Source organism: Kribbella sp. NPDC004138 (assembly GCF_053603655.1).
In genome coordinates, this window is sequence record NZ_JBSGFZ010000009.1 from 148,802 (window position 1) to 174,336 (window position 25,535).

Annotated in this window: 24 protein-coding genes and 1 tRNA gene; 15 read left to right on the top strand and 10 right to left on the bottom strand. The window is 68.8% G+C overall.

The features are described 5' to 3' along the window. The first annotated feature begins 221 nt into the window (after positions 1–221). Positions 222–1,091: an SH3 domain-containing protein gene (locus ACWEOO_RS15110; protein ID WP_452143451.1), complete on the top strand. Its 870-nt coding sequence runs from the start codon at positions 222–224 to the stop codon at positions 1,089–1,091. Between the two features lie 64 nt (positions 1,092–1,155). Here ACWEOO_RS15110 and ACWEOO_RS15115 read toward each other — a convergent pair whose 3' ends face one another. Both ACWEOO_RS15115 and sigJ read right to left on the bottom strand, forming a co-directional pair. Next, on the bottom strand, positions 1,156–2,421 hold the full coding sequence (locus ACWEOO_RS15115) for an FAD-binding oxidoreductase (RefSeq protein ID WP_452143452.1): 1,266 nt from the start codon (positions 2,419–2,421) through the stop codon (positions 1,156–1,158). A 316-nt stretch (positions 2,422–2,737) separates the two neighbouring features. Beyond that, entirely contained in the window at positions 2,738–3,616 is an 879-nt protein-coding gene (gene sigJ / locus ACWEOO_RS15120) for an RNA polymerase sigma factor SigJ (RefSeq protein WP_452143453.1), read from the bottom strand. A gap of 75 nt (positions 3,617–3,691) precedes the next feature. Here sigJ and ACWEOO_RS15125 point away from each other — a divergent pair, with 75 nt between their 5' ends. The 4 genes from ACWEOO_RS15125 (at position 3,692) to ACWEOO_RS15140 (ending at position 7,362) form a co-directional block, all read left to right on the top strand. Next, positions 3,692–4,447 (top strand): glycoside hydrolase family 16 protein, encoded by a 756-nt coding sequence (locus ACWEOO_RS15125; protein WP_452143454.1) that lies wholly within the window; start codon positions 3,692–3,694, stop codon positions 4,445–4,447. 145 nt (positions 4,448–4,592) lie between these two features. Further along, on the top strand, positions 4,593–5,633 hold the full coding sequence (trpD, locus tag ACWEOO_RS15130; protein WP_452143455.1) for an anthranilate phosphoribosyltransferase: 1,041 nt from the start codon (positions 4,593–4,595) through the stop codon (positions 5,631–5,633). Further along, positions 5,633–6,556: an RNA polymerase subunit sigma-70 gene (locus ACWEOO_RS15135; protein ID WP_452143456.1), complete on the top strand. Its 924-nt coding sequence runs from the start codon at positions 5,633–5,635 to the stop codon at positions 6,554–6,556. The genes trpD and ACWEOO_RS15135 overlap by 1 nt, the downstream gene beginning before the upstream one ends. A gap of 56 nt (positions 6,557–6,612) precedes the next feature. Further along, positions 6,613–7,362, top strand: a complete 750-nt coding sequence (locus ACWEOO_RS15140; RefSeq protein ID WP_452143457.1) for a YybH family protein — start codon at positions 6,613–6,615, stop codon at positions 7,360–7,362. Here the strand turns inward: ACWEOO_RS15140 and ACWEOO_RS15145 are convergent. Continuing rightward, positions 7,359–8,120: an alpha/beta fold hydrolase gene (locus ACWEOO_RS15145; protein ID WP_359934505.1), complete on the bottom strand. Its 762-nt coding sequence runs from the start codon at positions 8,118–8,120 to the stop codon at positions 7,359–7,361. The genes ACWEOO_RS15140 and ACWEOO_RS15145 overlap by 4 nt on opposite strands. After that, positions 8,111–9,109, bottom strand: coding sequence for an acyltransferase domain-containing protein (locus tag ACWEOO_RS15150; protein ID WP_452143458.1), 999 nt, complete (start codon positions 9,107–9,109; stop codon positions 8,111–8,113). The genes ACWEOO_RS15145 and ACWEOO_RS15150 overlap by 10 nt, the downstream gene beginning before the upstream one ends. 123 nt (positions 9,110–9,232) lie before the next feature. Between ACWEOO_RS15150 and ACWEOO_RS15155 the strand changes: the two genes are divergently transcribed. Next, the gene (locus tag ACWEOO_RS15155) at positions 9,233–9,949 is read left to right on the top strand and encodes a DinB family protein (RefSeq protein ID WP_452143459.1); all 717 of its coding nucleotides are present in this window, start codon (positions 9,233–9,235) and stop codon (positions 9,947–9,949) included. Positions 9,950–9,959: 10 nt separating this feature from the next. On the opposite strand, the gene ACWEOO_RS15160 is transcribed toward ACWEOO_RS15155, so the two are convergent. Then, positions 9,960–10,700: a hypothetical protein gene (locus ACWEOO_RS15160; protein ID WP_452143460.1), complete on the bottom strand. Its 741-nt coding sequence runs from the start codon at positions 10,698–10,700 to the stop codon at positions 9,960–9,962. A gap of 127 nt (positions 10,701–10,827) precedes the next feature. Here ACWEOO_RS15160 and ACWEOO_RS15165 point away from each other — a divergent pair, with 127 nt between their 5' ends. The 5 genes from ACWEOO_RS15165 to ACWEOO_RS15185 all read left to right on the top strand — a co-directional run bounded on the left by ACWEOO_RS15165 (position 10,828) and on the right by ACWEOO_RS15185 (position 16,879). Beyond that, positions 10,828–13,713, top strand: coding sequence for a helix-turn-helix transcriptional regulator (locus ACWEOO_RS15165; protein ID WP_452143461.1), 2,886 nt, complete (start codon positions 10,828–10,830; stop codon positions 13,711–13,713). 80 nt (positions 13,714–13,793) lie between these two features. Next, positions 13,794–14,213, top strand: coding sequence for an ester cyclase (locus tag ACWEOO_RS15170; protein ID WP_359934515.1), 420 nt, complete (start codon positions 13,794–13,796; stop codon positions 14,211–14,213). Between the two features lie 54 nt (positions 14,214–14,267). Then, positions 14,268–14,537 (top strand): hypothetical protein, encoded by a 270-nt coding sequence (locus ACWEOO_RS15175; RefSeq protein WP_363707047.1) that lies wholly within the window; start codon positions 14,268–14,270, stop codon positions 14,535–14,537. A gap of 768 nt (positions 14,538–15,305) precedes the next feature. Beyond that, positions 15,306–15,518: a hypothetical protein gene (locus tag ACWEOO_RS15180; RefSeq protein WP_452143462.1), complete on the top strand. Its 213-nt coding sequence runs from the start codon at positions 15,306–15,308 to the stop codon at positions 15,516–15,518. A gap of 182 nt (positions 15,519–15,700) precedes the next feature. Beyond that, the gene (locus ACWEOO_RS15185) at positions 15,701–16,879 is read left to right on the top strand and encodes an integrase core domain-containing protein (protein ID WP_452143463.1); all 1,179 of its coding nucleotides are present in this window, start codon (positions 15,701–15,703) and stop codon (positions 16,877–16,879) included. Between the two features lie 51 nt (positions 16,880–16,930). Here the strand turns inward: ACWEOO_RS15185 and ACWEOO_RS15190 are convergent. Then, a tRNA-Ser gene (locus ACWEOO_RS15190) sits at positions 16,931–17,019 on the bottom strand. A 243-nt stretch (positions 17,020–17,262) separates the two neighbouring features. Between ACWEOO_RS15190 and ACWEOO_RS15195 the strand changes: the two genes are divergently transcribed. The 3 genes from ACWEOO_RS15195 (at position 17,263) to ACWEOO_RS15205 (ending at position 20,272) form a co-directional block, all read left to right on the top strand. Next, positions 17,263–18,501: an MFS transporter gene (locus ACWEOO_RS15195; protein ID WP_452143464.1), complete on the top strand. Its 1,239-nt coding sequence runs from the start codon at positions 17,263–17,265 to the stop codon at positions 18,499–18,501. A gap of 77 nt (positions 18,502–18,578) precedes the next feature. Next, entirely contained in the window at positions 18,579–19,796 is a 1,218-nt protein-coding gene (locus tag ACWEOO_RS15200) for an MFS transporter (protein ID WP_452143465.1), read from the top strand. Between the two features lie 191 nt (positions 19,797–19,987). Then, positions 19,988–20,272 (top strand): hypothetical protein, encoded by a 285-nt coding sequence (locus tag ACWEOO_RS15205; protein ID WP_452143466.1) that lies wholly within the window; start codon positions 19,988–19,990, stop codon positions 20,270–20,272. 104 nt (positions 20,273–20,376) lie between these two features. Here the strand turns inward: ACWEOO_RS15205 and ACWEOO_RS15210 are convergent, their stop codons facing one another. Further along, positions 20,377–21,045, bottom strand: coding sequence for a hypothetical protein (locus ACWEOO_RS15210; protein ID WP_452143467.1), 669 nt, complete (start codon positions 21,043–21,045; stop codon positions 20,377–20,379). An 895-nt stretch (positions 21,046–21,940) separates the two neighbouring features. On the opposite strand from ACWEOO_RS15210, the gene ACWEOO_RS15215 reads away from it, so the two are divergent. Next, entirely contained in the window at positions 21,941–22,540 is a 600-nt protein-coding gene (locus tag ACWEOO_RS15215) for a gamma carbonic anhydrase family protein (RefSeq protein ID WP_452143468.1), read from the top strand. A gap of 3 nt (positions 22,541–22,543) precedes the next feature. Here ACWEOO_RS15215 and ACWEOO_RS15220 read toward each other — a convergent pair whose 3' ends face one another. From ACWEOO_RS15220 to ACWEOO_RS15230, 3 genes are all read right to left on the bottom strand, one after another. Then, a complete protein-coding gene (locus tag ACWEOO_RS15220; RefSeq protein WP_452143469.1) occupies positions 22,544–23,470 on the bottom strand; it encodes a sucrase ferredoxin in 927 nt (308 codons plus the stop codon). 118 nt (positions 23,471–23,588) lie between these two features. Then, positions 23,589–24,884 (bottom strand): cupin domain-containing protein, encoded by a 1,296-nt coding sequence (locus ACWEOO_RS15225; protein WP_452143470.1) that lies wholly within the window; start codon positions 24,882–24,884, stop codon positions 23,589–23,591. Continuing rightward, positions 24,881–25,504 carry a BatC protein gene (locus ACWEOO_RS15230; RefSeq protein ID WP_452143471.1) on the bottom strand — a complete coding sequence of 208 codons (624 nt, stop codon included), beginning with the start codon at positions 25,502–25,504 and terminating at the stop codon, positions 24,881–24,883. Before ACWEOO_RS15230 ends, ACWEOO_RS15225 begins: the two co-directional genes overlap by 4 nt. Positions 25,505–25,535 lie beyond the last annotated feature (31 nt).

Consider the following 25,535-nt stretch of genomic DNA (forward strand, 5'->3'; position numbering starts at 1 on the left):
GGCCCAGCCTGTGGATGTTCGTAATGCGTTAAGAGTGGGGGCCGATTCGAACCGGCCCGGCGATGTGTGCTTGACTCCTCCGGTCGATAACGGTTTGGTCTCGGCAGATTGGGTTCAAGGTGGCTGCAGGACGACATAAACAGGCGCGGCACCGGCAGTCGCGCCCCAAGGTGATCCAGCCCGGTATTGCGAAGGTTGCGATCCCCGGCGCGGCAGTGGCGATGGTTGCCACCGGTTCGGCCGCCGCGCTCCCCAGCCATCACGTTCAGCTCGACCCGTCGATCGCCAGCTCGTCCCTGCAGCTGTCGCGCGACACCACGGTCAGCCGCGACGCCCTGCGTCCGCCGATCAGCATCACGTCGACGACTCCGACCGCGACGCCCAAGCCGAAGCCGAGCCCGACGGCCAAGCACCTGAAGAAGCAGGCGCCGATCCCGAAGCCGACCGCCGCGAAGACCCGCGCCGCCCAGGAGCTGAACGCGGCGCCGCCGAAGATCACCGGCACGAAGTACACCACCACCGATGTGAACCTCTGGACCCTGCCGTTGACCGGCGTCCTGCTGGACGTGCTGCCGAAGGGCACCAAGGTCTCGGTCACCGGCAAGGTCGACGGTCTCTACGCCGAGGTCGTCAGCGACGGCAAGTCCCGCTGGGTCAAGGCGCAGTACCTGTCCGCCACGAAGCCGGTCGCGAGCACCTCCGGCTCGATCTCCCAGGCGGCCTGCGCGTCCGGCTCCGGCGTCGAGGACGGCCTCACCCAGGACGCGATCCGGGTGCACCGCGCGATCTGCGCCAAGTTCCCCGACATCACGTCGTACGGCGGCCTGCGGTCCGGCGACAGCGGCTCCGAGCACTCGACCGGCCACGCGCTCGACATCATGGTCAGCGGCGCCGAGGGCCAGGAGGTGGCGGACTGGCTGAAGGCGAACTACAAGAAGCTCGGCGTCAGCCAGCTGATCTGGCAGCAGCACATCTGGACGGTCCAGCGCAGCAGCGAAGGCTGGCGCGCGATGGAGGACCGCGGCGGCGTGACCGCGAACCACTACGACCACGTGCACGTGACCGTCTACGGGAACTCGGGCACGGTCTGATCTACCGCAGAAAAGCGGCCCAGGGCGGGGACCTGGGCCGCTTTTCTCTGGGTGGATGCCGTTTCTATGGGCGGATGTTGGCGTTCAGGTGGAAGAAGTTCGTCGGGTCGTAGGCTCGCTTGACTTCCCGCAGCCGCTGCAGGTCCTTCGCGCTGTACGCGGTGTCCGCGCGGCCAGGGTCGCCGAGGAAGTTCACGAACGTCCGGCCCGATGTGGGCAGGGAGACCTCGCGGTCGATGATCAGGGAGTACTGCGCCTCGCGGTGCCCGACCGGTCCGGCGCCCGGCCCGGGGTGAGCCATCGCGCCGCCCCAGTGGCGGACCTCGACGGTCGCGTCCTCGAGACCGGCGACCTCGTCGATCACCTCGTCGGTCAGCGTGTCCAGGAAGTCGAGGTGCCGAGCGGGCGTGCCGCCCATCGCGGCGTCGGCGTACTCGATCGTCCGCAGTTCACCGGCCAGCCGCGGGCCGGCGACCTCGAACAGCGGCTTCAGCAGGTGCTCCGCCAGGTCGGCGGCACCGGCGTACAGGACCTTGATCGCGACCGCGCGCTGCTCGGTGCCGGGGACGCGGGTCAGGACGACCGCGGTGCTCAACTCGTTGGGCACGGCGGCGGTCCAGTCGCGGTACCGGCGCAGGATCGCGGCGGCGCGGTCGATGCCGTAGTACACGATGCCGGCGTGCACCTCGCGGACCGGGTACAGGCGGAACTCCAGCGAGGTCACGACGCCGAAGTTGCCGGTGCCGCCGCGGATCGCCCAGAACAGGTCCGGGTGCTGCTCGGCGCTCGCGGTGACCACCCGGCCGTCGGCGGTGACGACCTCGGCGCGGATCACGCTGTCGGCCGCGAACCCGTACTTGCGGGCCAGCCAGCCGACGCCGCCTCCCAGCGTGTACCCGGTGACGCCGACGTCACGGTGCGACCCGGACAGCGGCGCGAGCCCGAACTGCCGCGCGGCATCGAGCACCGCACCCCAGCGCGCGCCCGGGGCCACCTTCGCGATCCGGCGCTCCGGGTCGATCAGTACGCCGGTCATCCGGGTCGTCTTCAACAGGACGCAGCCGTCGGCCGGCACCCGCGTGCCGTGGCCCGTCGCCTGCACGGCGATCGGTAGGCCGTACTCGCGAGCGGTCCGTACCGCCGCCTGGACGTCGGTCCGCGCGTACGCCTCGGCGATCACCAGCGGGCGGGAGTCCACCGACGGGATCACCGAACGCCGCTGCTCGTCGTACTCCGGCTCGCCCGGCAGCCGGACGACACCGTTGAACCCCGCCCCCAACAGCCCCGCCACCACGTCGCCGGCAACCGCTGCAACCGCCTGCGTAGACATCTGGTCCCGCCCCTTCGCCGTATCCGCTTCCTGCCCATACGTCGAAGGAGACCGCCGGGAATCGACACGGTCCGCCAAACTTTCCCCGATGACTCACTCAGTCGAGATCTCCGGCGCCACCCTCACCAAGCACTACACCTCGTGGTCCCGCGACGAACCCACCCGCGAGTGGACCGCCCTGACCCTCCTCTCCCGAACAGCTTTTCCAAGGCGCGCATCCTGTGGGCCGGTTTCTGGCTCACGTTGATCGGGCCGGGCGGCCCCAGTGCCCACCGCAATCCGCCGGGGACCGCGGAGGCGCAGGCGCGGCGAATCCTCAGGCTGGCAGCGGGATGACTTCGAGGCGGTCGAGATCGGCGAGGATGTCGATCTCGGTGATCCGGCCGTCGGTGACGGTCAGCGCCATCACGCCCATCAGCCGCCCGTTGACGACAGTGATCGCGCCGGGCAGCCCGTTGATCAGCGCCGGCTCCGTGTACGGCGCCATCCGGCTGAACATCAGCGCCTGCTCGACCACCGCCTTCGCGCCGCGGACGAGCTTCGACACCGCAGGACCGGCGAACTCCGCGCTCGCCGTACCCGCGTCCGCGCGGAGCAGCACGTCCGGATCCAGCAGCGACAGCAACGCCTCGAAGTCACCGCCGCGCGAGGCCGCCAGGAACGCCTCCACGATCGCCCGCTGCCGGCCGGTGTCCCCGTCACTCGCCGGCGCGCCCTGGACCCGGCGCCGCGCGCGGCTGGCCAGCTGACGCGTCGCGGCCGGCGACTTGTCCACAATCGTGGCGATCTCGTCGAACCCGACGCCGAACATGTCGTGCAGCACGAACGCCAGTCGCTCAGCCGGCGACAACGTCTCCAGTACGACGAGCAGCGCCAGCCCGATCGCATCCGCCTGGACCGCCTCGTCCTCCGGTCCCGGGGAGCCGATCACCGGGTCGGGCACATAGGTGTCGAGCGAATCCTCCCGCCGCGACTTACGGCTGCGCAGCATGTCCAGACAGACCCGCGACACCACCGTGGTCAACCAGCCCGCCAGGTTGCCGACGTCGCTCACGTCGGACCGGCTCAGCCGCAGCCAGGCCTCCTGTACGGCGTCCTCGGCCTCGGCCACCGACCCGAGCATCCGGTACGCGACCGCACGTAAGTGCCCGCGGTTCTCCTCGAACCGCCGCGCCAGCTGCTCATGCTCGTTCACCGCTGCCTCCTCAGTGCCCTGACGGATCAGCCCACCATGATGTGACAGCGGGCCGGATCGGCCGATCATGGGGGCATGAATCAGCCGGTGTTCGCGGACGACTTCGACGCGTCGGCCCTGGATCTGTCCGTGTGGTCGCCGTACTACCTACCGCAGTGGAGCTCGCGTAGTGCGTCCGCCGCGACGTACGGCCTGGCCGACTCGTGTCTGACGCTCAGCATCCCCGTCGAGCAGGGCATCTGGTGCGCCGGCTCGCACAAACCGGACCTGCGCGTCTCCGGCATCCAGTCGGGTAACTACTCGGGTCCTGTGGGCAGCACGATCGGCCAGCAGCCGTACCGTGACGGTCTGCTCGTACAGGAGGAACAGGAGCCGTTCTGGGGCTGGACCGCGGACAGCGGGTACGTCGAGCTGCGGGCCAGGGCCGACATCGCCCCGGGCTCCATGGTGTCGCTCTGGATGGTCGGCCTGGAGGAGCAGCCGGACCGCTGTGGGGAGATCTGTGTCATGGAGGTGTTCGGCGACACGGTCGTCCCCGGTGAGTCCGCCTCGGTCGGCATGGGCCTCAAGACCATCCGCGACCCCGCCGTACCCCAGGACTTCGAGGCGGTGCGGTTGCCGATCGACGTCCGGGAGTTCCACACGTACGCCGTGGACTGGTCCGGCGGTACGGCGACGTTCTCGGTCGACGGCACGGCGATCCGCAGCTGCCAGGGCGCACCGACGTACCCGATGCAGCTGATGCTGGCGGTGTTCGACTTCCCCGAGCAGTCCGGGCGGGACCACGTCCCCACCTTCACCGTCGACCACGTCCGGCACCGCGTGCGCTAAGGTCGGTGGCATGTTCCAGCGCGCGAGTATGTGGTGGGCCGTCGACCAGACGGCCTGAATCCGCGCGTACCCACCCGGCCGTCTCCTGCGAGGCGGCCGTTGTCATCTTCTCCTCGTGGGCGGCCCAGCACCCTGAGGAATGCCGATGGCAACAACACTCCGGACGTGGTCCGGTCTGATCTCCGCGCTCCTGGCCGGCTCCGACCTGTCGGCTGCGGACACCGGGTGGGCGATGGACCAACTGGTGCTGGGCGACGCGTCTCCGGCGCAGATCTCCGGGTTCTTGATCGCGTTGCGAGCAAAGGGAGAGACCGCGGACGAGCTCAATGGGCTGGCCGAGGTACTGCGCTCGCACGCGACGCCGGTGCGGATCGACGGACCGTTCGTCGACATCGTCGGAACGGGCGGCGACCGTACCGGCGCGGCCAACATCTCCACGATGGCGGCCGTGGTTGCAGCAGCTGCCGGTGTCACCGTCGTGAAGCACGGTGGGCGGGCCGCGTCCTCATCTGCTGCTGGTAGCGGGGACCTGGTCGAGCAGCTCGGCGTTCCACTCGACTTGTCGGCCTCTGACGCGGCTCGGACGGCCGCGGAGGTCGGACTGACCTTCCTGTTCGCTCCACGCTTCAACCCGGCCCTGCGCCAAGTTGCCGTCGTACGGCGTGAGTTGGCAGTGCCGACTGCGTTCAACGTGCTGGCGCCGTTGCTGAATCCGGCCCGCCCTCAGCACCAGCTCGTTGGCGTGGCCAACCCACGCATGCTGCCCGTGCTTGCAGGTGCGCTCGCCGAGCGGGGCACATCCGCACTGGTCGCCCGTGGGGACGACGGGCTGGACAAGCTCACTACGACTGGCTACTCACGGATGTGGGTCGTGCATGGCGGGTCCGCGTCGGAGGTCGTCTTCGACCCACGCTCGCTGGGCCTGCGGCCGTCGTCCTTGGCAGAGCTTCGTGGCGGCGATGCGGCCTTCAACGCACAGCTGCTGCGCCGGCTGGTCGACGGAGAACGCGGACCGGTGCGGGACGTCGTACTGCTGAACGCCGCGGCCGCCGTGGCCACACTGTCGCTGGAATCCGGTCTGGAGCAGTTGGCTGACTGCTTCGAACGCTGCGAGGAAGCTGTGGACAGTGGCCGGGCAGCCTCGGTGCTGGACCGCTGGGCCAACCACTCGTTAGCGTGCGGGTGATGCAAGACCTGCTGGACGCCGCACGCGCGGGTGACGAGCACGCCTTCGGACGCTTGGTCGATCCGTGGCGTGGTGAGCTCCACGCGCACTGCTACCGGATGCTCGGCTCCGACGCCGACGCCGAGGACGCTGTCCAGGAGACGTTGCTGCGCGCGTGGAGCGGCCTGCACGGGTACGAGGACCGCGGGTCGATCCGTCCGTGGCTTTACAAGATCGCGACGAACCGCTGCCTGACCCTGATCGAGCGGCGCGGTCGGCGTGAGGTGGAGACGCTGGACCCGTATCCGGACAGCAGGCTCACCTGGACGTCCACTCTGACACCAGAGGCCGAGCTTCTGGCGCTAGAGTCCGTTGAACTCGCCTTCGTCGCGTCACTGCAGCACCTGTCCGCTCTGCAACGTGCCGTCCTGTTACTGCGAGACGTACTGGCTTTCAGTGCTCGCGAGGTGGCTGAGTTGCTGGAGACGACGGTTGCTGCGGTCAACAGCGCGCTGCAACGAGCACGGGCTGTCGTGAGCGACGTACCGAGTCAGCAGCAGACACTGCGCGCGTTGGGCGAGTCGGGCGAGCGCGACCTGGTACGGCGGTACGTGGCGGCCTGGGAGGCGCGTGACGTCGACGCGATCGTGGCCATGCTGGCGGCGGACGCGAAGTACTCGATGCCGCCGCTGCCCGACTGGTTCCTCGGGCGGGACGCGATCCGCGCGTTCCTGCTCGACGGGCCGCTGCAGGAGGAATGGCGCTTCCTCCCGGCTCGCGCGAACGGTCAGCTCGCCTTCGGCACGTACCTGCTTCAGGGCGATCGCTACGTACCCGGCGGACTGGACGTCGTCGTCCTGCGAGGGTCGGCGATCGTCGAAGTGGTGTCGTACCTGGAAGCGGACTTCCCGGCCTTCGGGCTGCCCGCCGACCTGCCGCGATGAGTTTGCCGGACATCGCAGGTTGTAAGGGGTGAAGACGACCTTTCCGAGGGAGAGACATGACTGACGAGCAGGCGATCCGCACCCTGATCGAGACCTGGGTCGCGGCCGTGCACGCCGGCGACCTGGACACGGTGCTGGCGCAGCACGCACCCGACCTGGTGATGTTCGACGTGCCCCCGCCGTACGACGGTGTGCGCGGCCTGGACGCGTACCGCGACACCTGGCCCGGCTTCTTCGAGTGGCAGAAGTCCGGCGCCTCCTTCGAACTGGAGTCGCTGGACGTGACCGCGGGCGCCGACGTCGCGTTCGCCTTCGCCTTGCTGCACTGCCGCAACGCGGACGACGATCCGCGACAGTTGCTGCGGCTCACGATCGGCCTCCGCAAGATCGACGGCCAGTGGACTGTCACGCACGAGCACCATTCGTTCCCGCACGACGACTCGGCGGCTCCCGCGATCACGGCGGTGCTGGACCGCTGGAGCGCGGACACGACCGCGGGCGACCTGGACGCCCTGATGGAGCCCGTCGCCGAGAACGTCGTCTCGTACGAGATCGACGGCAACTACACCGGAAAGCAAGCCGTCCGCGAGGTCTGCGCCGCCGGCCTGGCCTCGAGCCCGGGGCCGATCACCTTCACCGTCCCCGACCCGACCATCGAATCCGCCGACAACCTGGCCGTCGCCTGGTCGGTCGACCACGTCACCGCCGACGGAACCGAAACCACCTCACGCGCCACCCGCGTCTTCCGCCGAACCGCCACCGGCTGGCAACTGATCCACCAGCATCTGTCCTATCCGGCGTCCTAGCCGGCTGCGAACCGCAGGATGGTGTCGGTCACCAGCTGTGGTTCGCGGAGGCTCGGGAAGTGGTCGGTGCCGGGGAGCCAGACGAACTGGCAGCCGGGGATGCGTGCGGCGGTGGCGCCGGCCACGGCTGCGAGGATTGGCCGGTCCTTGTCGCCGACCATGACGACCGTCGGGGCCTGGATCTCGTGCAGCCGGTCGTAGACGGGCGGATCCGGTTTCAGGTACTCGTCCTGGTCGAACCACGCCGGGACAGCGGCGCGGAGCTGCGCGACCACAGCGTCGTCAGCACCTGCTGCAGCCCAGTGCCGCAGGCCGAACTGCACGAGCCCCTCCACGTCCCGGTCCGCGGCCAGTACGTCGTACTGCGCGTCCAACTCCGGCTCCTCCGGCATCGGGAAGCCGGGGATGCCTGGACAGAGCAGCACCAGCCCATGGACCCGCTCCGGATGCGCCAGCGCGAAGCTGAGCGCAGTACTGCCGCCCATCGAGCAGCCGACCAGCAGGACCCGTTCCAGGTTCAGCTGGTCAAGGACTGTCTCGAGGTCGCCGAGCAGCGAGAACTCAGTTGTCGGTTGCGGTGAGCGCCCGTACCCGCGGACGTCGTACCGGACAACTCGTCTGCCGTCGAGCCCTGGCATCACGAGGTCCCACGACCGCGAGTCCCCGATGCCCGGGTGCAGCAGCACGATCGGCACTCCCTCGCCGGCCAGATGCTCGGTCCAGACCGTGTCTTGCCCGACCGGGATCGTCAGTTCCATCTCTTCAGCATGCCCGTCCGTGCGTACCAATGCCCGCCAGCTCGCAGGTGCTTGACGAACGCTCTTTGCAGCGTGGTCTCCTGCGGGATCTTGGCGAGGTCCTCGTCAGTCAGTTGGTGATCTGGGACTTCCAGGTGCAAACCAAGCCGCATCAGCTCACGGTCGCCCTCGGTGGGCTCCTCGGGCGGCAGCAGCGGCAGCAGGTCGAAGCGGCTCTGGAAACGGATGATGTTCGACTCCGGGCGCAGGTACTCGGCCAACTGCGGGTCCAGCAGCCAGGAGTGGCAAACGAGCCCGGCGATCGGCTCCTCCGGGTACCAGCGTTCGAACGACTCGACCGCGGTCGCGATCGACTCCTCCGACTCCTGCGCGTCGAGCGGGCCGATCGGTGGGATGTGGATGGAGAGCACATGGCCGGACACGCCGTCGCCCAGACCCATGTGCGTGCGGGTGAAGTCGTGCCGGCCGATCTCGTAGTCGGCTCCGCGGAACCTCAGTGGCGGGCCCCAGAGCGGCATCAGCCCGACGCCGGCACAGCCGAAGATGTGCCGGTGCGTGCCCATCACGCCACCGAGCGCCGAGGCTGTTGCGATCGTCACGGACTCCGGTACGCCGCGCTGCTCATGGAGGTCACGCAGCCTCGGCAGGTTGGCCAGCAGCGCCCACGTCGGCGCAAACAGTCCCGTCGGCGACGCGTCCCGTGGTACTGCGGGCCAGCCTCTGAACCCTGTGGACGGCAGGGCCAGATCCAGGTCCCGTTCGACCTCTCCTGCGAGAGCCCACGTGATCGCCCACCACTCGGGCTCGCGGTCGGGGTCCGGGCGCGCCGCCAGCATCGCAGCACGATCAGCCGGGTCCACACCGCAGTACGCCAGCAACTCCTCGGCGTCGTCAGGCACCTGTGGGTCGGGGCCGACCTCAAGGCCCTCCAACCGCGTCAATGCCTGCTTCGTGAAGCCCACTCGTTCTGCCGCGCTCAGAACGTCCACAGCCGTGTCCTCCCACCTTCGGATCCGTCCCTCGACCTCACCACGGGCCGTCGGTCTCGCGCACGACTTTTGTGTCCTAGGTCACGGCTAGGCTCGCCGAAACGTCTAGTGAGGGAGTTGAGAATGGCTAAGTTCGGGGAGTCCGACGACCTGGCGGGTGCGGAGTTCGTCGGGGCGAATCTGCGCGGCGCCCGGTTCGTCGAGTCCGATCTGTCCGGTGTGGTGATGCGCGGCATCGACTTGCAGGGCGCGGACATCGACGCGCCCTGGATTGTCGAGCCGGGCGGCAGCCTGAAGGTGAACGGCGTCGAGGTCTCGGGCTACGTCGAGGACGAGCTGAACCGCCGGTTCCCGGGCCGGGCGGAGCGCCGGGCCAAGGACCCGGACGGCCTCCGCGCCGCGTGGACCGCGGTCGAGCGGACCTGGGCGACCGCGATCGACCGCGTGGCGACCATGCCCTCGGGCACCGCCGACGTTTCCGTGGGCGGCGAGTGGTCGTTCGCGCAGACCCTGCGGCACCTGGTGCACGCCATCGACCTGTGGTTCGGCCGATCGGTGCTCGAGCGCGAGGACTTCCACCCGCTCGGCCTGCGGTACGGCGTGGAAGGCTCGCCCGACCACCCGCCGTACGCCGAGGTGCTCGAAGTCCACGCGAGCCGCTTCGGCCTGGTCCGCGACTTCATCGCCACGGTGACACCGGCCGAGCTCGACACAGCCCGTAAGAACCCGCACAACGCGAACCCCGAAACCACGAGATCCTGCCTGCACGTGATCCTCGAGGAGGCCTGGGAGCACTACCGTTTCGCCACCCGAGACCTCGACACCATCGCCGCGAGCTGATCGGCCGCTGTCAGAGCCGCAGCAGTCCCGCGGCGAGCGACTCGCGCAATCCGGCGGGCGGCTCCTGGTAGCCCTCTTCCCACAGCGCACCGGGAAAGCCGCCGGCCGCGAACGCCGTGTTGAGGTCGTCGACGAACCAGATCGTCGGACCCACCTTCCCGTCGATTCCCACGGCCGGCAGGTCGATGCCGTACGGCGCGTCTCCGCTGATGTTCGCCTTGTGGAGCTCGTCGGGCGCATAGTCCAGCTGGAACGCGATACCGGCGTCCTGGCGCGCAGTGTCCTTCAGGTACGCGGCGTGCTCGGCCTCGAAGTAGGAGCGCGAACCGCCGTGCTCTGCCCATTCCAGCTGCACCACCAGCGGATCCGCGAGCACGCTGGACGACCACCCCGGCAAGTCCCCGACGAGCCACACGTCGCCCACCTGCCGGATCCACGCGCTCACCGTCATCGGGAACGGCGCGAACGTCGTCTCCAGCCAGTCGGCCAGCGCGTCCGCGTCCGGCGACGGCGGAACATGGGCACGACACGGCGTGCCCTCGTCGTCGTTCACCTCCGCCCGGAACCCCTGCGCCTGCAGCCGCTCGACGAGCATCTCGACGTTCCTGCGAGCCCGGCCGGCGAACTCCCGCGCCACCGCCTCGGCGTCCTCACGATACGGAGCGTCGAAGACCTGAAGGCCGAGACCGCACAGGTCGCGCCATACGTCGTCGGGATCACCGGACACGTACCGCGCGTGAAAGCTCACCATGGCCGCAATCCTTGCAGAGCGCGACCACCGCCGCCGACACAGCACGGGCCACGTCGGCCTTGGGGGCAACGGCCAGGTGCAAGTGCTGCGTTCCAATGGACCCAGAGTGTCTGCGTGGCCACTCTGAATGCTCTGCCGCTTCGACGGCTGGACTCTGGTACTGGCCTGGGGAGAGCCTTTGAACATGCCTTCCCCGGGGGGTCTAGTCGGACGGGAAGCCGAGCTTGCCTTGGCTGCGGCTGCCGTGCGCGATCTCAGCGAGGGCAGGGCGTCGACGCTGGTGATCGAGGGGGAAGCCGGGATCGGCAAGACCCGGCTGGTGGACTGCATCGTCGATGACGCGCGTTCTCGTGGAGTTGCCGTGTACGGCGGCCAGGCGCATCCCTTCGAGCGCACCCGCCCGTTCGGTGTGGTTGCTGAGGCCCTGAGTCTGAGCCGGCGGTCGCCCGACCCGCGCAGGGCTGCGATCGGCGAGCTGCTGGACGGCCGGGGCCTGGGGATGTCTGCGCCACCCGCCGGCGACATCCAATACAGGGTCGTCGAGGAGATCGTGGACCTGGTCGACAGCATGTGCTCGGAGAGCCCGGTGCTGCTGGTGGCCGAGGACATCCATTGGGCCGACAGCGCAAGTCTCTTGACGATCCTGTCGGTGGCACGGCAGCTTCCCCTGGCGGCGTTGCTTGTCGTGGTGACAGCCCGGTCCTCGCCGCGGTCCGCTCAGCTGGAACTGCTGCTCACCGACCTAGCGGCCGGGGGCGCGCACACCCTGCAGCTCCAGCCGCTGTCGCCCGACGAGGTGGCCGCGCTCGCCCGCGACGCGCTGGGGGCTTCTCCTGGCCCCACTTTGACCGCGATGCTGACCAAGGCCGGTGGGAACCCACTGTGGGCCGTGGCCATGGTGCGCTCACTGGTCGATGACGGCCGGCTGCGCCGCATCGGGGACATCGTCGACGTCACGACGTCGGAGCTGCCGGCCTCGCTGAGCGACCTTGTGGTTCGGCGCCTTCGCGACCTGCCCCCGGCAGCGCTGGAACTGCTGCAGGTCACGGCTGTTCTGGGCGATTCCGTTTCACTTCGCGACGTCGCAGCCGTGACCCGCCAGCCGCCGGCCGAGGTGGTCCGGCATCTCAGCCACGCGTTCGACGCTCAGCTCCTGGACGTGGCCGACGAACGCGTCGTGTTCCGGCACCAGCTCGTGCACGACGCGATCTACCAGCACGTGCCGCCCGCGGCCCGCCGTCTTCTGCACCGTGAGGCAGCGGTCGTACTCATGGCGGGGGGCGCAGATCGACTGGACGTGGCGGATCATCTCATCCTTGGCGCGGAGCGGGGTGACGAGCAGGCGGTTGCCTGGTTGCGGGACGCCGCCCGTGAAGCGTCGGCCCGGTCGCCGTCCGTCGCCGTCGAGCTCACGCGCCGCGCCGACGCGCTGCTGCCCCGCGGTCATCGCGAGGCGGATCTGGTGTCGGCGGAGTTGGTCCAGGCGCTGCTGCGCGCCGGGCAGCCTGCCGAGGCGTCTGACCGCGCACAGGCGGTGCTCGCGCGGCCGCACGCCACCGAGGTGCACACACCGTTGCGCGTGGCGCTGGTCGGTGCGTTGGCCCTCCAGAACCGCGCCGCCGAGCTGTCCGCCGTCGTCCAGGCAAGCTTCGCCGACCCTGTCCGGCTTCAGCCCTCCGATCGGGCGCTGATGCTGGCCCAGCAGGGCTGGGCCCTGACCTATACGGGCGATCCGAGGGCGGGCGAAGCGTCCGCCGGCCAGGGACTGGCCATCGCCGAGCAGGCGAGCGATCCGGCGATGACGGTGTGGGCTCTTACGGCGTTGATGGTGGCGGTGGGCCGGCAGGGCCGCTTCGGTGAAGCGCTGGTCCACGCCCGGCGCGCATCTCTACTGGCTGAGAACTCGCCCGACACGAGATCGCTGCCGCTGCGGCCGAAGTTCTTTCTCGGCCTGGCGCTGTTCGACTGTGACCTCGTCGGTGAGGCGCGAGCGGCGTACCGGGCTGCTCTCGACGACGAGTTCGGCGCGGGATGGTGGCTCTCCGAGACGCTCATGGCCGACGCCCAGGCATCCTTCGCGCTCGGGGAGTGGGACGACGCCGTACCCGGCCTGATCGCCGGCGGCCGGACCGCGCTGGAGAAGGGCAACCCGCTCCTGGTGTCTCAGTCGCTCGCCTACCGGGCCATCATCGCGACGGGCGTGGGGGATCATCGGACCGCCGGCGAGCTGACCGCCGGAATCGCCGCCTCGCTGGACGGCGACCAGCTCAGCTACAACGCTGGAGTCCTCGCCTTCGCGGTGGCGGGACTCAGAGCGGCCCAGGGGGATCATCAGGCTGCCTATGACCTGCTGCTGCGGTGCTGGCGGTTCGACGCGGCACGAGACAGCCGTTTCTACCATCGCTGTCTCGCGCCCGATCTCGTGCGGCTCGGTCTCGAACTGGGCCATCGTGACCTCGCGGCCGAGGTGGCCGGCGCCGTAGCGGAGGGAGCGGTCCTGGCACCGGAGGTTCCGACCGTTCAGTCCCTGGCGCTGCGCTGCCGGGGCATGGTCGACGGCGACGTCGAGCCGATGCTCCATGCCGTCACACTCGCCCGCCAGGCCCCGCTCCTGGTCGAGCACGCCGGCGCCTGCGAGGACGCGGCAAGGCTACTGGCCCATGGCGGGCGTCGGGACGAAGCAGCGACGCTGCTGACCGAGGCACTGGAGCGCTACGAGCAGGCGGGGGCCGACGCCTGGGCGGGCCGCGTCCGGGCGCGGTTGCGCGAACTCGGCATCCGGCCTGGCCCCCGTGGGTCGAGGCACCGCCCGGCGGGCGGCTGGGACAGCCTCACCACGACGGAGCAGGCAGTCTCGCGGCTGGTGGCAGAAGGGCTCACGAACGGCGCCGTGGCCAGGCGGCTCTACATCTCGCCGCACACCGTCAACACCCATCTCCGGCACGTGTTCGCCAAGCTGGGCGTGTCCAACCGGGTCGCGCTCGCCACCGCCGTACATCACACGATCGAGTGATGTCTTCGCCGCTCGCGGCTCAAAGAATCGATCGCAGGCAGCAACGCACGCTGCAACCACAGACAAAGGGGGGTGCCACGATGGACCACGCTACGACGATGCGGACCACCTACGAGCTGATCAACGCGGGAGACCTCGCAGGGTTCGGCGACCTGGTCGCGGACGACTTCGTCGAGCACCAGGGCGGGCCGGGCTTTCCGACCACGAAGGAGGGCACGCTCGACTTCTTCCGGGCGCTGCTGACCTCCTTTCCCGACTTTCGGATGAACGTCGAGGATCTGATCATCGACGGCGACAAAGCCGTGGCCCGAGTCAGGGTCACCGGGACCCATCAGGGCGACTTCATGGGTGTGCCGCCGTCCGGCAAGAGCGTCGAGGTGGACCTCATCGACATCATGCGATTCGACGGCGCCGGCCTGCTCTGCGAGCACTGGGGCGTCGCGGACATGCTGTCGCTCATGCAACAGCTCGGCGTCGTCCCCACAGCCGCTCCGGCGTAGCACAGCCCGGCTCTCACCGCCGGGTGTCCCGAACACACCACGCAAGGAGGAGTTATGCCCACGATCATCGTGACCCACGATGTCACCGACACCGACCACTGGCTCACATCACCGAAGCGTGAAGAGCTCCTGCCCTCGTTGGGCGCCAGCAATCTCCGGACGTTCGTGAACCCCCAGGACCGGACCAAAGTCGGCCTGGTCATGGACATCGCGGATCTCGACGTCCTCTTCGCCGTGCTGGCCAACCCATCGGACGAGCTGGCCGAAGCAATGAAGTACGACACCGTCGTCCCCGAGACGATGGCGATCCTCGTAGCGTCCTGAACCACCGCGATGCGCTCGAGAGGTACGAGCGCAGAGACGACAAGTTTGCCCGGCAGTGACGCCTGGCGGAGTGCAGTGCGAATCAAGCTCGGGTGCCTGACCAGCAGCCGGGAACCCGTCCCGATTTCAAACCGCTCGCAGCGCCTCCGCCAGGCCGATCACACTTCCCTCTCCCGGGAATCGACGCCGCAGCTCCTGGTCCAGCTCACTCGCGATCATCCGCGAGCGCACCTTGCTCTGCCGCCTTCCACACCGAGGCCAACAGCCTGCTCCAAATCACCATCACGCCCGGCAACAGTTCGGTCCCTTCCGGCGCGACGTCGTCGCTGATGACGGACGTCGCGTACTCGCTCGCCTGCGCGTCAGTTGGACCTGAACTCAGGCGCCCTGAGCAACTGCCTGTCCAGTCGCGATGCATCGACAGGCCGACGGAACTGGCCTTATGTCAGGGCGAACCGAGCGGTCGTCTCGTGCCTCCACCCAACGATCTCCGGGTGTCCTGCCGCCGCGCTGAGTTGGGCGGCCGCAACGCGTGTGGATTCCGCGGTTGTTCGCATCCCGCGAGCAGCGCGAGCCAACCGCCGGCCACCAGCAGATCCGTGTGCGCCCTCGCCGGGCTCCAGGCACTGCTCGACGTCTTCGTCGAGGAGTACAACCACCGCCGCCCGCACCGGTCCCTGCCACGCCCGCCCGAAAGCCGGCCCCAGCACCGACCGCACCGGCGAGGTTCATCACCGCGTCCGCACCGACCGCGTCGACCACACCGGCGTGGTCACCCTGCGAGTCAACGGGCGACTCCATCAAATCGGCATCGGACGAACCCACGCCCGAACCCACGTCCTGATCCACGTCCACGACCTCGACATCCGCGTCATCGACGCCGCCACCGGCGAACTCCTCCGCGAACTCGTCCTCGACCCCACCAAGGACTACCAAGCAACCGGAAGACCCCCAGGGCCCGCCCCCAAACACCCCAAATGACCAACACCCGAACCCACGAATCGTGGGTTCGGGTGTTGCCGATGTCTTGAGACATCACAGAGCGGAGGGTGTGGTGTTGTGGTTCAACACATCCCGGACGGGTGTCTCACGACATACCGGACTGATGTCTCACGACATCGGAGACAGTTCGTGGATGCTCGGGGATGTCGAAGGCCCGGTTGGTGAGCACGGCTGTAGTGGTGGAGAAGCGTCCGGTGGCCGAGGTGGTCGCGCAGTACGGTGTGGCGCGGTCGTGGGTGTACGAGCTGCTGGCGCGGTGGCGCCTGGAGGGTGAGGCGGCGTTCGAGCCACGGTCGCGGCGGCCGAAGACCTCACCGCGCGCCACCGCGCCGGTCGCGGTCGAGCTGGTCTTGCGGTTGCGCAAGGAGCTGGTCGAGGCGGGGCTGGACGCGGGCGCGGACACGGTCGGGTGGCACCTGCAGCACCACCACCAGACCGTGTTGTCGCGGGCGACGATCCACCGGATCCTGACCCGGGCCGGCGCCGTCGTAGCGGATCCCGGGAAGCGGCCCAGGTCGTCGTACCTGCGGTTCGCCGCCGACCAGCCCAACGAGTGCTGGCAGTCCGACTTCACCCACTACCAGCTCGCCGGCGGTCGGGGCGTGGAGATCATCAGCTGGCTGGACGATCACTCCCGTTACGCCCTCTCAGTGACCGCCCACGCCCAGATCACCGGTCCGATCGTGGTCTCTACGTTCCGTGAAACCGTTGTGCAGTACGGCATCCCGGCCTCCACGCTGACCGACAACGGCATGGTCTACACCACGAGGTTGTCGGGCGGGAAGGGCGGCCGCAACGGCCTCGAGACCGAACTCCGCAAGCTGAACATCATCCAGAAGAACTCCCGCCCGAACCACCCAACGACCTGCGGCAAGGTAGAGCGGTTCCAGCAGACGATGAAGAAGTGGCTGCGCGCCCAGCCGGTCCAGCCGGCCACAGTCGCTGAGCTGCAGGCGCTGCTCGACGCCTTCGTCGACGAGTACAACCAGCGCCGCCCGCACCGGTCGCTGCCGCACCGAGCCACTCCCGCGGCCGCCTACACCGCCAGGCCGAAAGCCGGCCCCAGCACCGACCGCACCGGCGAGATCCACCACCGGGTCCGCACCGACCGGATCGACCACACCGGCGTGGTCACGCTCAGGGTCAACGGCCGACTCCACCACATCGGCATCGGACGAACCCACGCCCGAACCCACGTCTTGATCCTCGTCCACGACCTCCAGATCCGCGTCGTCGACGCCGCCACCGGCGAACTCCTCCGCGAACTGGTCCTCGACCCAGACCGCGACTACCAGCCCACCGGCAGACCACCCGGACCCATCCCCAAAACAAGCAGGTGAACCCACGAATCGTGGGTTCACCTGTCCGGTATGTCTTGAGACATCACAGAGCGGAGGGTGTGGGATTCGAACCCACGATGACGGTCACCCGCCATACCGGTTTTCAAGACCAGCGCACTCGGCCGCTATGCGAACCCTCCTGGCGTTGCCGCCGAGGGTTGAGGATACCGGGTGGAAACGGAGTGCGGGGGTGGGGAGGGGCCGGTAGGGTCGGCGCAGCGGCGAGGTCGTCGCTGTGGGTATGGACGGAGGTGGGAGCAATGTCTCGGTCGTTCGAGGGCATCGCACACACCGGCCGGTCGGCACGTTGACGTTCTGACCGGGCGGGACCGGCCGGCTGCTCGGCCGGGGGCCATCGATTCGTCATGCCCTCAGGAGTCCATATGCGTTCTCTCGGTGCCTACCTGGCTCCGTCCGAGCTCGGAGCGGATTTCCGGAAGATCTTTCCGGCCGCGATCATCTCCAACCTCGGTGACGGTGCGCTGATCGCCGCCGGTCCGTTGCTCGTCGCCTCGATCACCAGTGAGCCCGCGGCGGTCGGTGCCGCCGCGTTCGTCCAGCAGCTGCCCTGGCTGTTGTTCGCGTTGTTCAGCGGAGTCCTCGTCGACCGGCTCGACCGCCGGTTGATGATCGTTGCCGCAGACACCTTTCGCGCGATCGTCCTGGCCGCGCTCGGTCTCGCCGTACTGCTCGACACCGGTCCGCTCTGGGCGGTGTACGTCGCACTCTTCCTCCTCGGTACGGCGGAAACGCTTGCGGACAACGCATCCGGCGCGCTGCTGGTCAGCGCCGTACCGAAGGATCACCTCGGACAAGCCAACGCCCGGCTGTTCGCCAGCGGCACTGTGCTCCAGCAACTCGGCGGACCGCCGCTGGGCGCACTGCTGTTCGCTGCGGGGGCCGGTATCCCGCTGGTCTTCGACGCGATCACCTTCGCTGCCGCGGCGACTCTGATCGCCCGCGTCGCAGTCCGTCCGCCGTTACCGGACGACTCCGCGCGGACAGCCATCTGGCAGGAGGTCCGCGAAGGAGTCCGCTGGCTCTGGCACCACTCCGGCGTACGGACGCTTGCCTTGTCGATCCTGGTCATGAACATCACCTTCTGCGCCGCGTTCGCGACCTGGGTGTTGTTCGCGCGCGAGCGGCTCGGTCTGACCGAGACACAGTTCGGCCTGCTCGTGTCAGTCGGCGCAGTGGGCGGTGTGCTCGGCATGCCGACGTACCACTTCCTGGAGCCGCGCCTGGGCTCTGTGACGCTGCTACGCGCCGGGCTGGTCATCGAGACGACGGTCCACCTCATCTTGGCGCTCACCAGGAGCCCGTGGGTTGCCGGCGCGACCATGGCGGTGTTCGGCGTCCACGCGGTGGTGTGGGGCATTGTCTCGACCACAACGCGTCAGCTCGCCACACCGGACGCTCTGATGGGCCGGGTGAACAGCGTGTACCTGCTGGCCTCAGTGGGCGGTGCTGCGGTCGGCTCCGCGCTGGGCGGCGTACTGGCGCAGCGGTTCGGGCTGGCCGCACCGTTCGCGATCGCGTTCGTGGCGATGGTGGTAATGACAGCGGTGGTTTGGCGCCCGCTACGGAACGTTGCGGTACGACGGGTGTCCGCGGCCGACTGAAATGGGTTGGAATGGGCTGGCGAGCGCTTGCTACGGTTCGCCAGCCGCCGAAACCGACCCGATGGGAGCGCTCCGCCATGCCCGCAGCCGCGTCACTCGGCCTGCCGAACGTTCGCGGCCGGGTCCCGTTGCTGGCCGGTCTGGCGATCGACTCGTTCGGCGGCGGCTGCGCCGGCCCGCTGCTGTTGCTGTTCATCAACAAGGTCGCCGGCATCCCGCTCGGCACCGCCGGCGTGATGCTGACGGTCGCGACGCTGTTCTCGATCGCGGCCCCGGCAGCGGTCGGAGTGGTGATCGATCGGGTCGGCCCGCGGAACCTGGTGGTGGCCGCCCAGTTCGCGCAGGGCCTGGCGTTTACCGGCTTCTTCTTCGGGCGGTCGATCTGGCTGCTGTTCCTGTGCGCGCTGGTCACGACGACCGGGCAGCGCGTGTTCTGGTCAGCGATCTTCAGCCTGCTCGACGATGTCGCCGACAAGGGCGAGCGGGACAAGTGGTTCGGCCTGGGCGGCATGATGCAGGCCGGCGGCCTCGCCCTGGGCGCGCTGGTGGCTGGGTGGCTGCTGGCGATCGGCGGTGACGCACCGTTCCTGTTCGCGATGGCTCTCAACGCGGTGACCTTCTACGTCGCCGGACTGCTCCTCCTGCGGCTGCACCCGTCACACCATGCGCGCGCCGACCAGGACAGCGGACCGGCGCCGCAGTTGCGCAAGGACAAGACGTTCCTGGCGCTGATCGCGGCCAACACGTTGCTGGCGCTCTGCACGATGATGCTCGGGGTAGGCGTGCCCGTGTACGTCACCGAGGCGCTGGCGGTGCCGAAGTGGCTGGTCGGCGTACTGATCGCGGCGACGGCGGTCGTGCTGGCGACCGGGCAGACGCTCGTCGTACGACACACCGAGCGTCGGCGTCGTACGAACGTCATGGTGGTCGCCGGCATCACGTACGCCGCCTGGGCGCTGCTGATGGCGCTGCAGGTGCACATCCCGGGCGGATGGGTCGTCCCGGTGCTGGTGCTCGCCACGGCCTGCTACGCGTTCGCCGACGTACTGCACGCGGCGACGAACAACGCCCTGTCGGCCGCGGTGTCGCCGGTGGTCGGCCGGGGCAAGTACCTGTCGTACTGGCAGTACTCGTTCACCTTCTCGAGCGTGCTGGCGCCGGCGTTCTTCGCACAGCTCTTCGAGGTGCGGCACGAACTGCCGTGGCTGGTGCTGGCGGCGCTCGCACTCGTCGCGAGCCTGACGTTCTACGTGCTGGCTCGCGCGGCGCCGCGGCTCAGTGCCGAGCGGCTCTGACCGACCGGTTCCTCGACCTGTCAGGATGTGATGTCTCAGGACATCGGTGACAGCTCTGTGTCAGGACGTGGGTGACACTCGATCTCTCAAGACATCGGTGACTCTCGTGGCCAACCACGGCATCTGCTCGGCCCGACCTGGCGCGCTCGCTCAGCGGCAAATCCGGACGTTCGGTCTGGCCGACTCCACTGGTGCGGACTGAAGTGCGGAACCAGGTCAGGATGCTTGGCAACGCCGTTGTTGCGGAGGTCGCCAAGCGACGCGACTCTCACCGCCGTTGGCTCCGGCTCGGCCCGCTCGGCGGCGGAGTGCACCTTCTGGAGGTCGAGGTCCCGGTCGGCGTCGACCCGGCCGACTGGCCTCGGGACGAGGGAGACTATGTCGTCGTCTCCCAAGAGACCTTCGCTTCGCTTGCCGAGGCGTTATCTGTCTTGGAGAGCCGCGGCATCGACACTGACACCTTCGACGCTGTCTAGAAGACGGAGAACCCGTTCTAGCGCCCGTCGGCCAGCGCACGCGTACTCTCCGCGGCATGTCCGCGCATCAGGCGAATGGCCTTGTTCCTCGCTCGGCAGGGCGGCTACATCTCACCGTTGTCGCGGTACGCATCGCCCATCGGGGTGAAGGTGAACGTATCTGCGAAGGCGCCGCCGCCGTACCGGACCGCCACGAGCACGGGCTGGGTTTCCGGCTGCGGATCGGGGGCGGTCCAGTCGTAGGTGCCCGCGAAGTGCAGGCAGACCAAGCCGCTGTCTCGGTCCGTAGGGGCATAGGCCAGAGTCTTGCCGTACCGCGGGTTGTGGCCACCAAACAACACCGAAGGCGGCCCGAGTTCGGCTTGGATCTCATCAAGCTGGAAGTCCCGAGCACCCCACCGACCGCTGTCGGCGCTCAGCTGCCGGTGTTCCTGGTCTGGCAGGGTTCGATCAACGGTCAGCCAACCGTGTCGCCAAGCGATTTCCGCGTAAACCGAGGCCACCGCTGCATCCGTGTCCGCGTATCTGGGCAGGATCGCCGCAAACGCACCGCGAACACCAACGGAGGTGAACGCAGCTCGGGCCCGAAGGTCGTCATGTTCCCGCCCCCACTCTTCGTGCCCTCCGTCAACGAAGGCGACAGCATCCAGGAACAAGCGGATGGTGACCTCTCCACCCCACATTCCGGGACGCCGCAACGCTTGGTTGAGCCGGTCCAGGTTGTACCGCCGAATCTCATCCCGGCCCGGCAAGGCAGGGATATCAGGTTCCACGCCTAAGATCATCCCAGGTCGTCACCCGGGCACTGACCGCGGCGAATCGGTCCTTCTGGGCGACTTCGACCGCGACGTCTGGGACAAGGGCGGACTGCGTCCCGACTTCCCTCGAAGAGTCGAGAGCGTCGTGACCGACCTGCTGCCTCCACCTGACATGGCAAGTTTCGTGAGAGCCCGACCTGAACGGTAGGACGGAAGCTCTCCGCGCGGCTGTCGATCTGCCACGTCCCCACATCGGCAGATCCGTGCTTCACCGACAACGGCAGGTCAGTGGGGTGTGGCACCTGGGAGTCTGGTCTGGAGTTCGGAGAGGGGGTAGGTCTGCGACCGGTTGACGTCCAGGACGTCGTAAACGGTCGCAATGCCATGCCCGAAGTCGAGATCGACGTCAAACACGTGAACTGGCTGCGTCTGTCCTCCGGACCGGATGCGTCAAGTTCACGCTGAAGTGTATCCGCCATGAATCCGTCTCTGTCCTGTTCCAGCAGCTCTCTCAGCAGATCCACAACTGAAGTGTCTGGCACCCGGCCCCTCGGCGCACGCACATCGGCAGATCCGGAAGGACATACCTTGCGCGCCGGGCCGAACAAGTGTCACCACCAAGTGCCCGGAAACGTCACCGATGTCCTGATACAGATTCGTCACCGGTGTCTTGAGACATGACACCTGACCTGTCAGGATGCGTTGCATCGCGTCGAACATCTGTTCTAATGTTGGCTCAGTTCGCGGTTCTCCACCCGGATTGTCCGCCGGACCGAGCCTGCCACCTTCGATGTGGACGGCCCGGAGGACACCGCCGCCCGGGTTGTGAGGACCCGGGCAGTGGAGAGTCCGCATCGACCGGGTAGACAAGCTGGAGCGAGGTGATCAAGCGACGAGAGGACAGCGACAGATGCTGCTCGAACACCGCGGCCGTCGACCGGTCATGCCCGAATCCGCGTACGTCGCCCCATCGGCCGTGCTCTGCGGTGCCGTCGTCCTCGGCGAAGGCAGCAGAGTCCTGCACGGGGCTGTACTGACCGCGGAGAACGGCGAAGTCCGGCTCGGTGAGAACAGTGTGGTGATGGAGAACGCCCTGGTGCGCGGCCGGGCGAACCATCCCGCCCTGATCGGCGACGCGGTTCTGGTAGGTCCCCATGCGCACGTCAACGGCGCCACGGTCGAGGACGAAGTCTTCATCGCCACGGGCGCCGCGTTGTTCCCCGGTTCTGTCGCCGGCGCAGGCGCGGAGCTTCGGATCAACAGCGTGCTGCACGTGAATTCGCGGCTGGAAGCAGGCACGGTCCTCCCGATCGGATGGATCGCAGCCGGCGACCCGGCCCAGCTCTTCTCCCCCGACCGGCACGAGGAGCTGTGGCAGATCCAGCGCGACCTGGACTTCCCCGGGACGGTGTACGGCGTGCCGCGCGGCACGTCCATGCGCGACATCATGGCGCGCCAGTCGGCGTACTTCGGCGAGCACGCTTCGGACCGCCCGGTCGATCCGTCCTGACCCTCAGGCGGTGATCAGGGAGTGCAGTTCGAAGCGACGGACCTGGGCGGGAGAGGAACCTGCGCAGGTCAGGCGGGCATCGACGGTGTCGAGGTGCGCCGAGACTTCGACGGCGAGCGGGCCGTTGGTGGATGCGAGGAGGATTCGCCAGCGGTGGTCGTCGAGAACTTCGACGGATTGCGGAAGGAGATTGCCGACCGCGGGTGAGTGACCGGCGGCGCGGGCGAAGTGCTGAGCGGCTTGGACGGCGGGGTTGAACGCACCTGATCCACGGAGGAGATCGGGTACGACGACACCCTCGTCGTACCGCTTGGCGAGCTCGACGGCGCGGGCCGGTGGGACATGCCCGTAGAACAGGCCGTGGGGCAGGACGACGACGTTCGCCGCGAAGCGGTCACCGCCGATGTGGCTGCATTCCCAGGTGCGTTCCGGGTAGGCGGTCGCCAGCGCTGCGGCGACAGGCCGTCCACGGACGGCGCAGCACGCGTCGTGGCGACCGTGTGTGCAGACGAGATACACCGGTTCGTCGCTGACCTGTCCTGGATCGTTGCCGGCGAGGACCTCGAGCAGGTGCTCGTCAGCCGGCAGCTCACCCCACCGAACAAGCTCACGCCGAGGCCGACAGTCCACCAGCCCCCAACGCCGCGGCCCGCTCCGATCCACACGCCCATACCGCCGGATCAACACCGGCCGAATCCCAGCCTCACGACACATCCGCGCCACCAGAGCACCCAACTCCCCACCTGACAAACCCTCCCGAAGCCCGCTGTGTCCGAGGGAGGTGAGGGCCTGGCGGGGCCAGGGGGTATGGGATTCGATGAGGAGCCAGCGTTCGGCGGGGGGAGCGGTCGCGGTCAGGGCGTCGCGACGGAGGTCGGCCTGCGCTGCACAGCCGGTCTCCGGTCGATACCTGACGCCGTCTCGGTCCACACCACCTCACGATACTGTTGCCACTTCAACTACCAGGATCCCCTGACCGCACGCCGCACGGCGTACCCGGGACCGTCGGCTGATGCACACCACCGTGAGCGGGCCCAGAGTCGACGACCTACTGGGCGACGATGACTGCCTCGGTGAGGAGGCGGCGGACCAGTACTAGTTGGTCTGCGTCGTCGAGCTCTGGGAGGTCGCCTACCTTGCACTCGGCGCCGGAGATCAGTTCGGTGACTGCTGCGGCGGTGGTTGGCGGGAAGGTGATGGTGCGGTCGGGTAGTTGCAGGACGAGCGGGTCGCCGGGGACGAGGCGGCAGCGGAGGCCGGCGCGGAGGCGGACCGTCGTGCCGACTGCGAGGGACGCGATCGAGGCGGCGTGGGCCAGCGGTGGCAGCGGAGCCGGGCGGTTGCTCGTCCACGTGCGTCGGCGCAGACGGTTGGCCAGCGCGTCCGGGGTCGCCGTACGGAGCTCTTGGGTGAAGAGCTCGACCACCTCGGGCAGGACCTCGGCCAGTTGCTTCGGATCGCCTGGGTCGAAGCCGAGGGGCAGCGCAGTGCGCAGCGACGGCTGGTTAGCAGCAAGAGCAGCCAGTTCCTGCACCAACAGGTAGCGCGTCAGCGTGTGCAGCCCCACCGTCAAGTGCGCGCTCACACCACCCAGTGCCTTCGCCGAGTGCAGGAAACCGCGCGGCACGTAGAGCGCGTCACCAGGCCGCAGTACGTCGTCGATTACCGGCGCCTTGTCACGCGCTGCCGCTTCAACGGCCCGCGCGTGATCGGTCCACGGCTGGTTGCGGAGCGGGTCGACATGGACCGGCTCATGCACAGTCCAGTACTTCTCACCGGCGACTTGCAGGACGAACACGTCGTGTACGTCGTAGTGCGCGGCGAACCCCTGCGACTCAGCCGGGGTGATGTACGCGTTGATCTGCACCGGGTGCCCCACGTCGGCCGACAGCTGAGTGGAGAAGTCGACCAGCGCCGGCCACGTGCGATGCAGCGCCTGCAGGACGACGGTGTGCCCGCTCGCGAACAGCGCGGCCACCTTGTCGTCCCGCACCTGGTCCGCGATCTCCGCACCCACACCGGCCGATCCGGTGAACTGGCCGTCGCCGACCACCGACCCGTTCTTCGCGATCCGCAAGAACGGTGTCCGCAGGCCACGACGGGACAGGAGTTCGTCCACGGCGTCGAGACTGAACAGGTCGTCGTACGGCGCGGGGAGGTCGGGCCCGTGGGACAGCAAGGCCCGCGAACCCCAGTAGGAGTTGGCGAACTCGTCCAGATCGCCCGCTATACAGCGCCGGAGGGCCGGGCGCTCAGCTCGCAACAGCTCACCGCCGTCCGGCGCCGACTGCTCGGCCGGATGGTTGTTCTGCGGGAACGGCCCGGCCTCCGGCACCGTGGTCACCAGCTTCCGGAGTTCCCGCCGACGCCGCCGTCCGCGCCGCCATCGGCACCGCCGTCAGTCGCGTTCGGGTTCGCGCCACCGTCCGCGGGCCCCTCGCCACCCGCGCCACCGTCAGCCCCGCCGTCACTGCCACCTGGGTTGGCCCCGCCGTCCGCGATGCCCTCGCCGCCGGCACCACCGTCGGCGCCGCCGTCCTGCGTGCCCTGCGAGGCGCCACCGTCAGCAGGCCCTTCGCCGTAGCCGCCACCGGCTCCACCATCTGCCCCGCCGTCGGCACCACCGTCAGCGCCACCCGGATTGGCCCCGCCGTCCGCGACGCCCTCGCCGCCAGCACCGCCGTCCGCGCCACCGTCCTGCGTACCCTGCGAAGCCCCACCGTCAGCAGGCCCTTCGCCGAAGCCGCCCCCAGCACCGCCGTCGGCGCCACCGTCCTGCGTGCCCTGCGAGGCACCGCCGTCGGCCGGCCCTTCGCCGAAGCCCGCGCCGCCATCGGCCCCGCCGTCAGCACCACCGTCCGACGACTGCCCGCCGTACCCACCACCGGGAGCAGCCGTCGAGCCGCCTCCGTGCTCACCGCTGCCTTCGGACGAGGTGTTCATGTCGTCATCGTCGAGACCCATTGTGCTGCTCCCTTCGCGAACGGCCAGAAGT

What these genes read in the sequence shown, in the direction of transcription:
- ACWEOO_RS15110 (WP_452143451.1), top strand. Translation starts at nt 222, where the DNA reads ATGGTTGCCACCGGTTCGGCCGCCGCGCTCCCCAGCCATCACGTTCAG.
- ACWEOO_RS15230 (WP_452143471.1), bottom strand. Translation starts at nt 25,504, where the DNA reads ATGGGTCTCGACGATGACGACATGAACACCTCGTCCGAAGGCAGCGGT.
- ACWEOO_RS15125 (WP_452143454.1), top strand. Translation starts at nt 3,692, where the DNA reads ATGAATCAGCCGGTGTTCGCGGACGACTTCGACGCGTCGGCCCTGGAT.
- ACWEOO_RS15195 (WP_452143464.1), top strand. Translation starts at nt 17,263, where the DNA reads ATGCGTTCTCTCGGTGCCTACCTGGCTCCGTCCGAGCTCGGAGCGGAT.
- ACWEOO_RS15215 (WP_452143468.1), top strand. Translation starts at nt 21,941, where the DNA reads ATGCTGCTCGAACACCGCGGCCGTCGACCGGTCATGCCCGAATCCGCG.
- trpD (WP_452143455.1), top strand. Translation starts at nt 4,593, where the DNA reads ATGGCAACAACACTCCGGACGTGGTCCGGTCTGATCTCCGCGCTCCTG.
- ACWEOO_RS15160 (WP_452143460.1), bottom strand. Translation starts at nt 10,700, where the DNA reads ATGGTGAGCTTTCACGCGCGGTACGTGTCCGGTGATCCCGACGACGTA.
- ACWEOO_RS15135 (WP_452143456.1), top strand. Translation starts at nt 5,633, where the DNA reads ATGCAAGACCTGCTGGACGCCGCACGCGCGGGTGACGAGCACGCCTTC.
- ACWEOO_RS15170 (WP_359934515.1), top strand. Translation starts at nt 13,794, where the DNA reads ATGGACCACGCTACGACGATGCGGACCACCTACGAGCTGATCAACGCG.
- ACWEOO_RS15155 (WP_452143459.1), top strand. Translation starts at nt 9,233, where the DNA reads ATGGCTAAGTTCGGGGAGTCCGACGACCTGGCGGGTGCGGAGTTCGTC.
- ACWEOO_RS15145 (WP_359934505.1), bottom strand. Translation starts at nt 8,120, where the DNA reads ATGGAACTGACGATCCCGGTCGGGCAAGACACGGTCTGGACCGAGCAT.
- ACWEOO_RS15200 (WP_452143465.1), top strand. Translation starts at nt 18,579, where the DNA reads ATGCCCGCAGCCGCGTCACTCGGCCTGCCGAACGTTCGCGGCCGGGTC.
- ACWEOO_RS15165 (WP_452143461.1), top strand. Translation starts at nt 10,828, where the DNA reads ATGCTCTGCCGCTTCGACGGCTGGACTCTGGTACTGGCCTGGGGAGAG.
- ACWEOO_RS15115 (WP_452143452.1), bottom strand. Translation starts at nt 2,421, where the DNA reads ATGTCTACGCAGGCGGTTGCAGCGGTTGCCGGCGACGTGGTGGCGGGG.
- ACWEOO_RS15175 (WP_363707047.1), top strand. Translation starts at nt 14,268, where the DNA reads ATGCCCACGATCATCGTGACCCACGATGTCACCGACACCGACCACTGG.
- ACWEOO_RS15140 (WP_452143457.1), top strand. Translation starts at nt 6,613, where the DNA reads ATGACTGACGAGCAGGCGATCCGCACCCTGATCGAGACCTGGGTCGCG.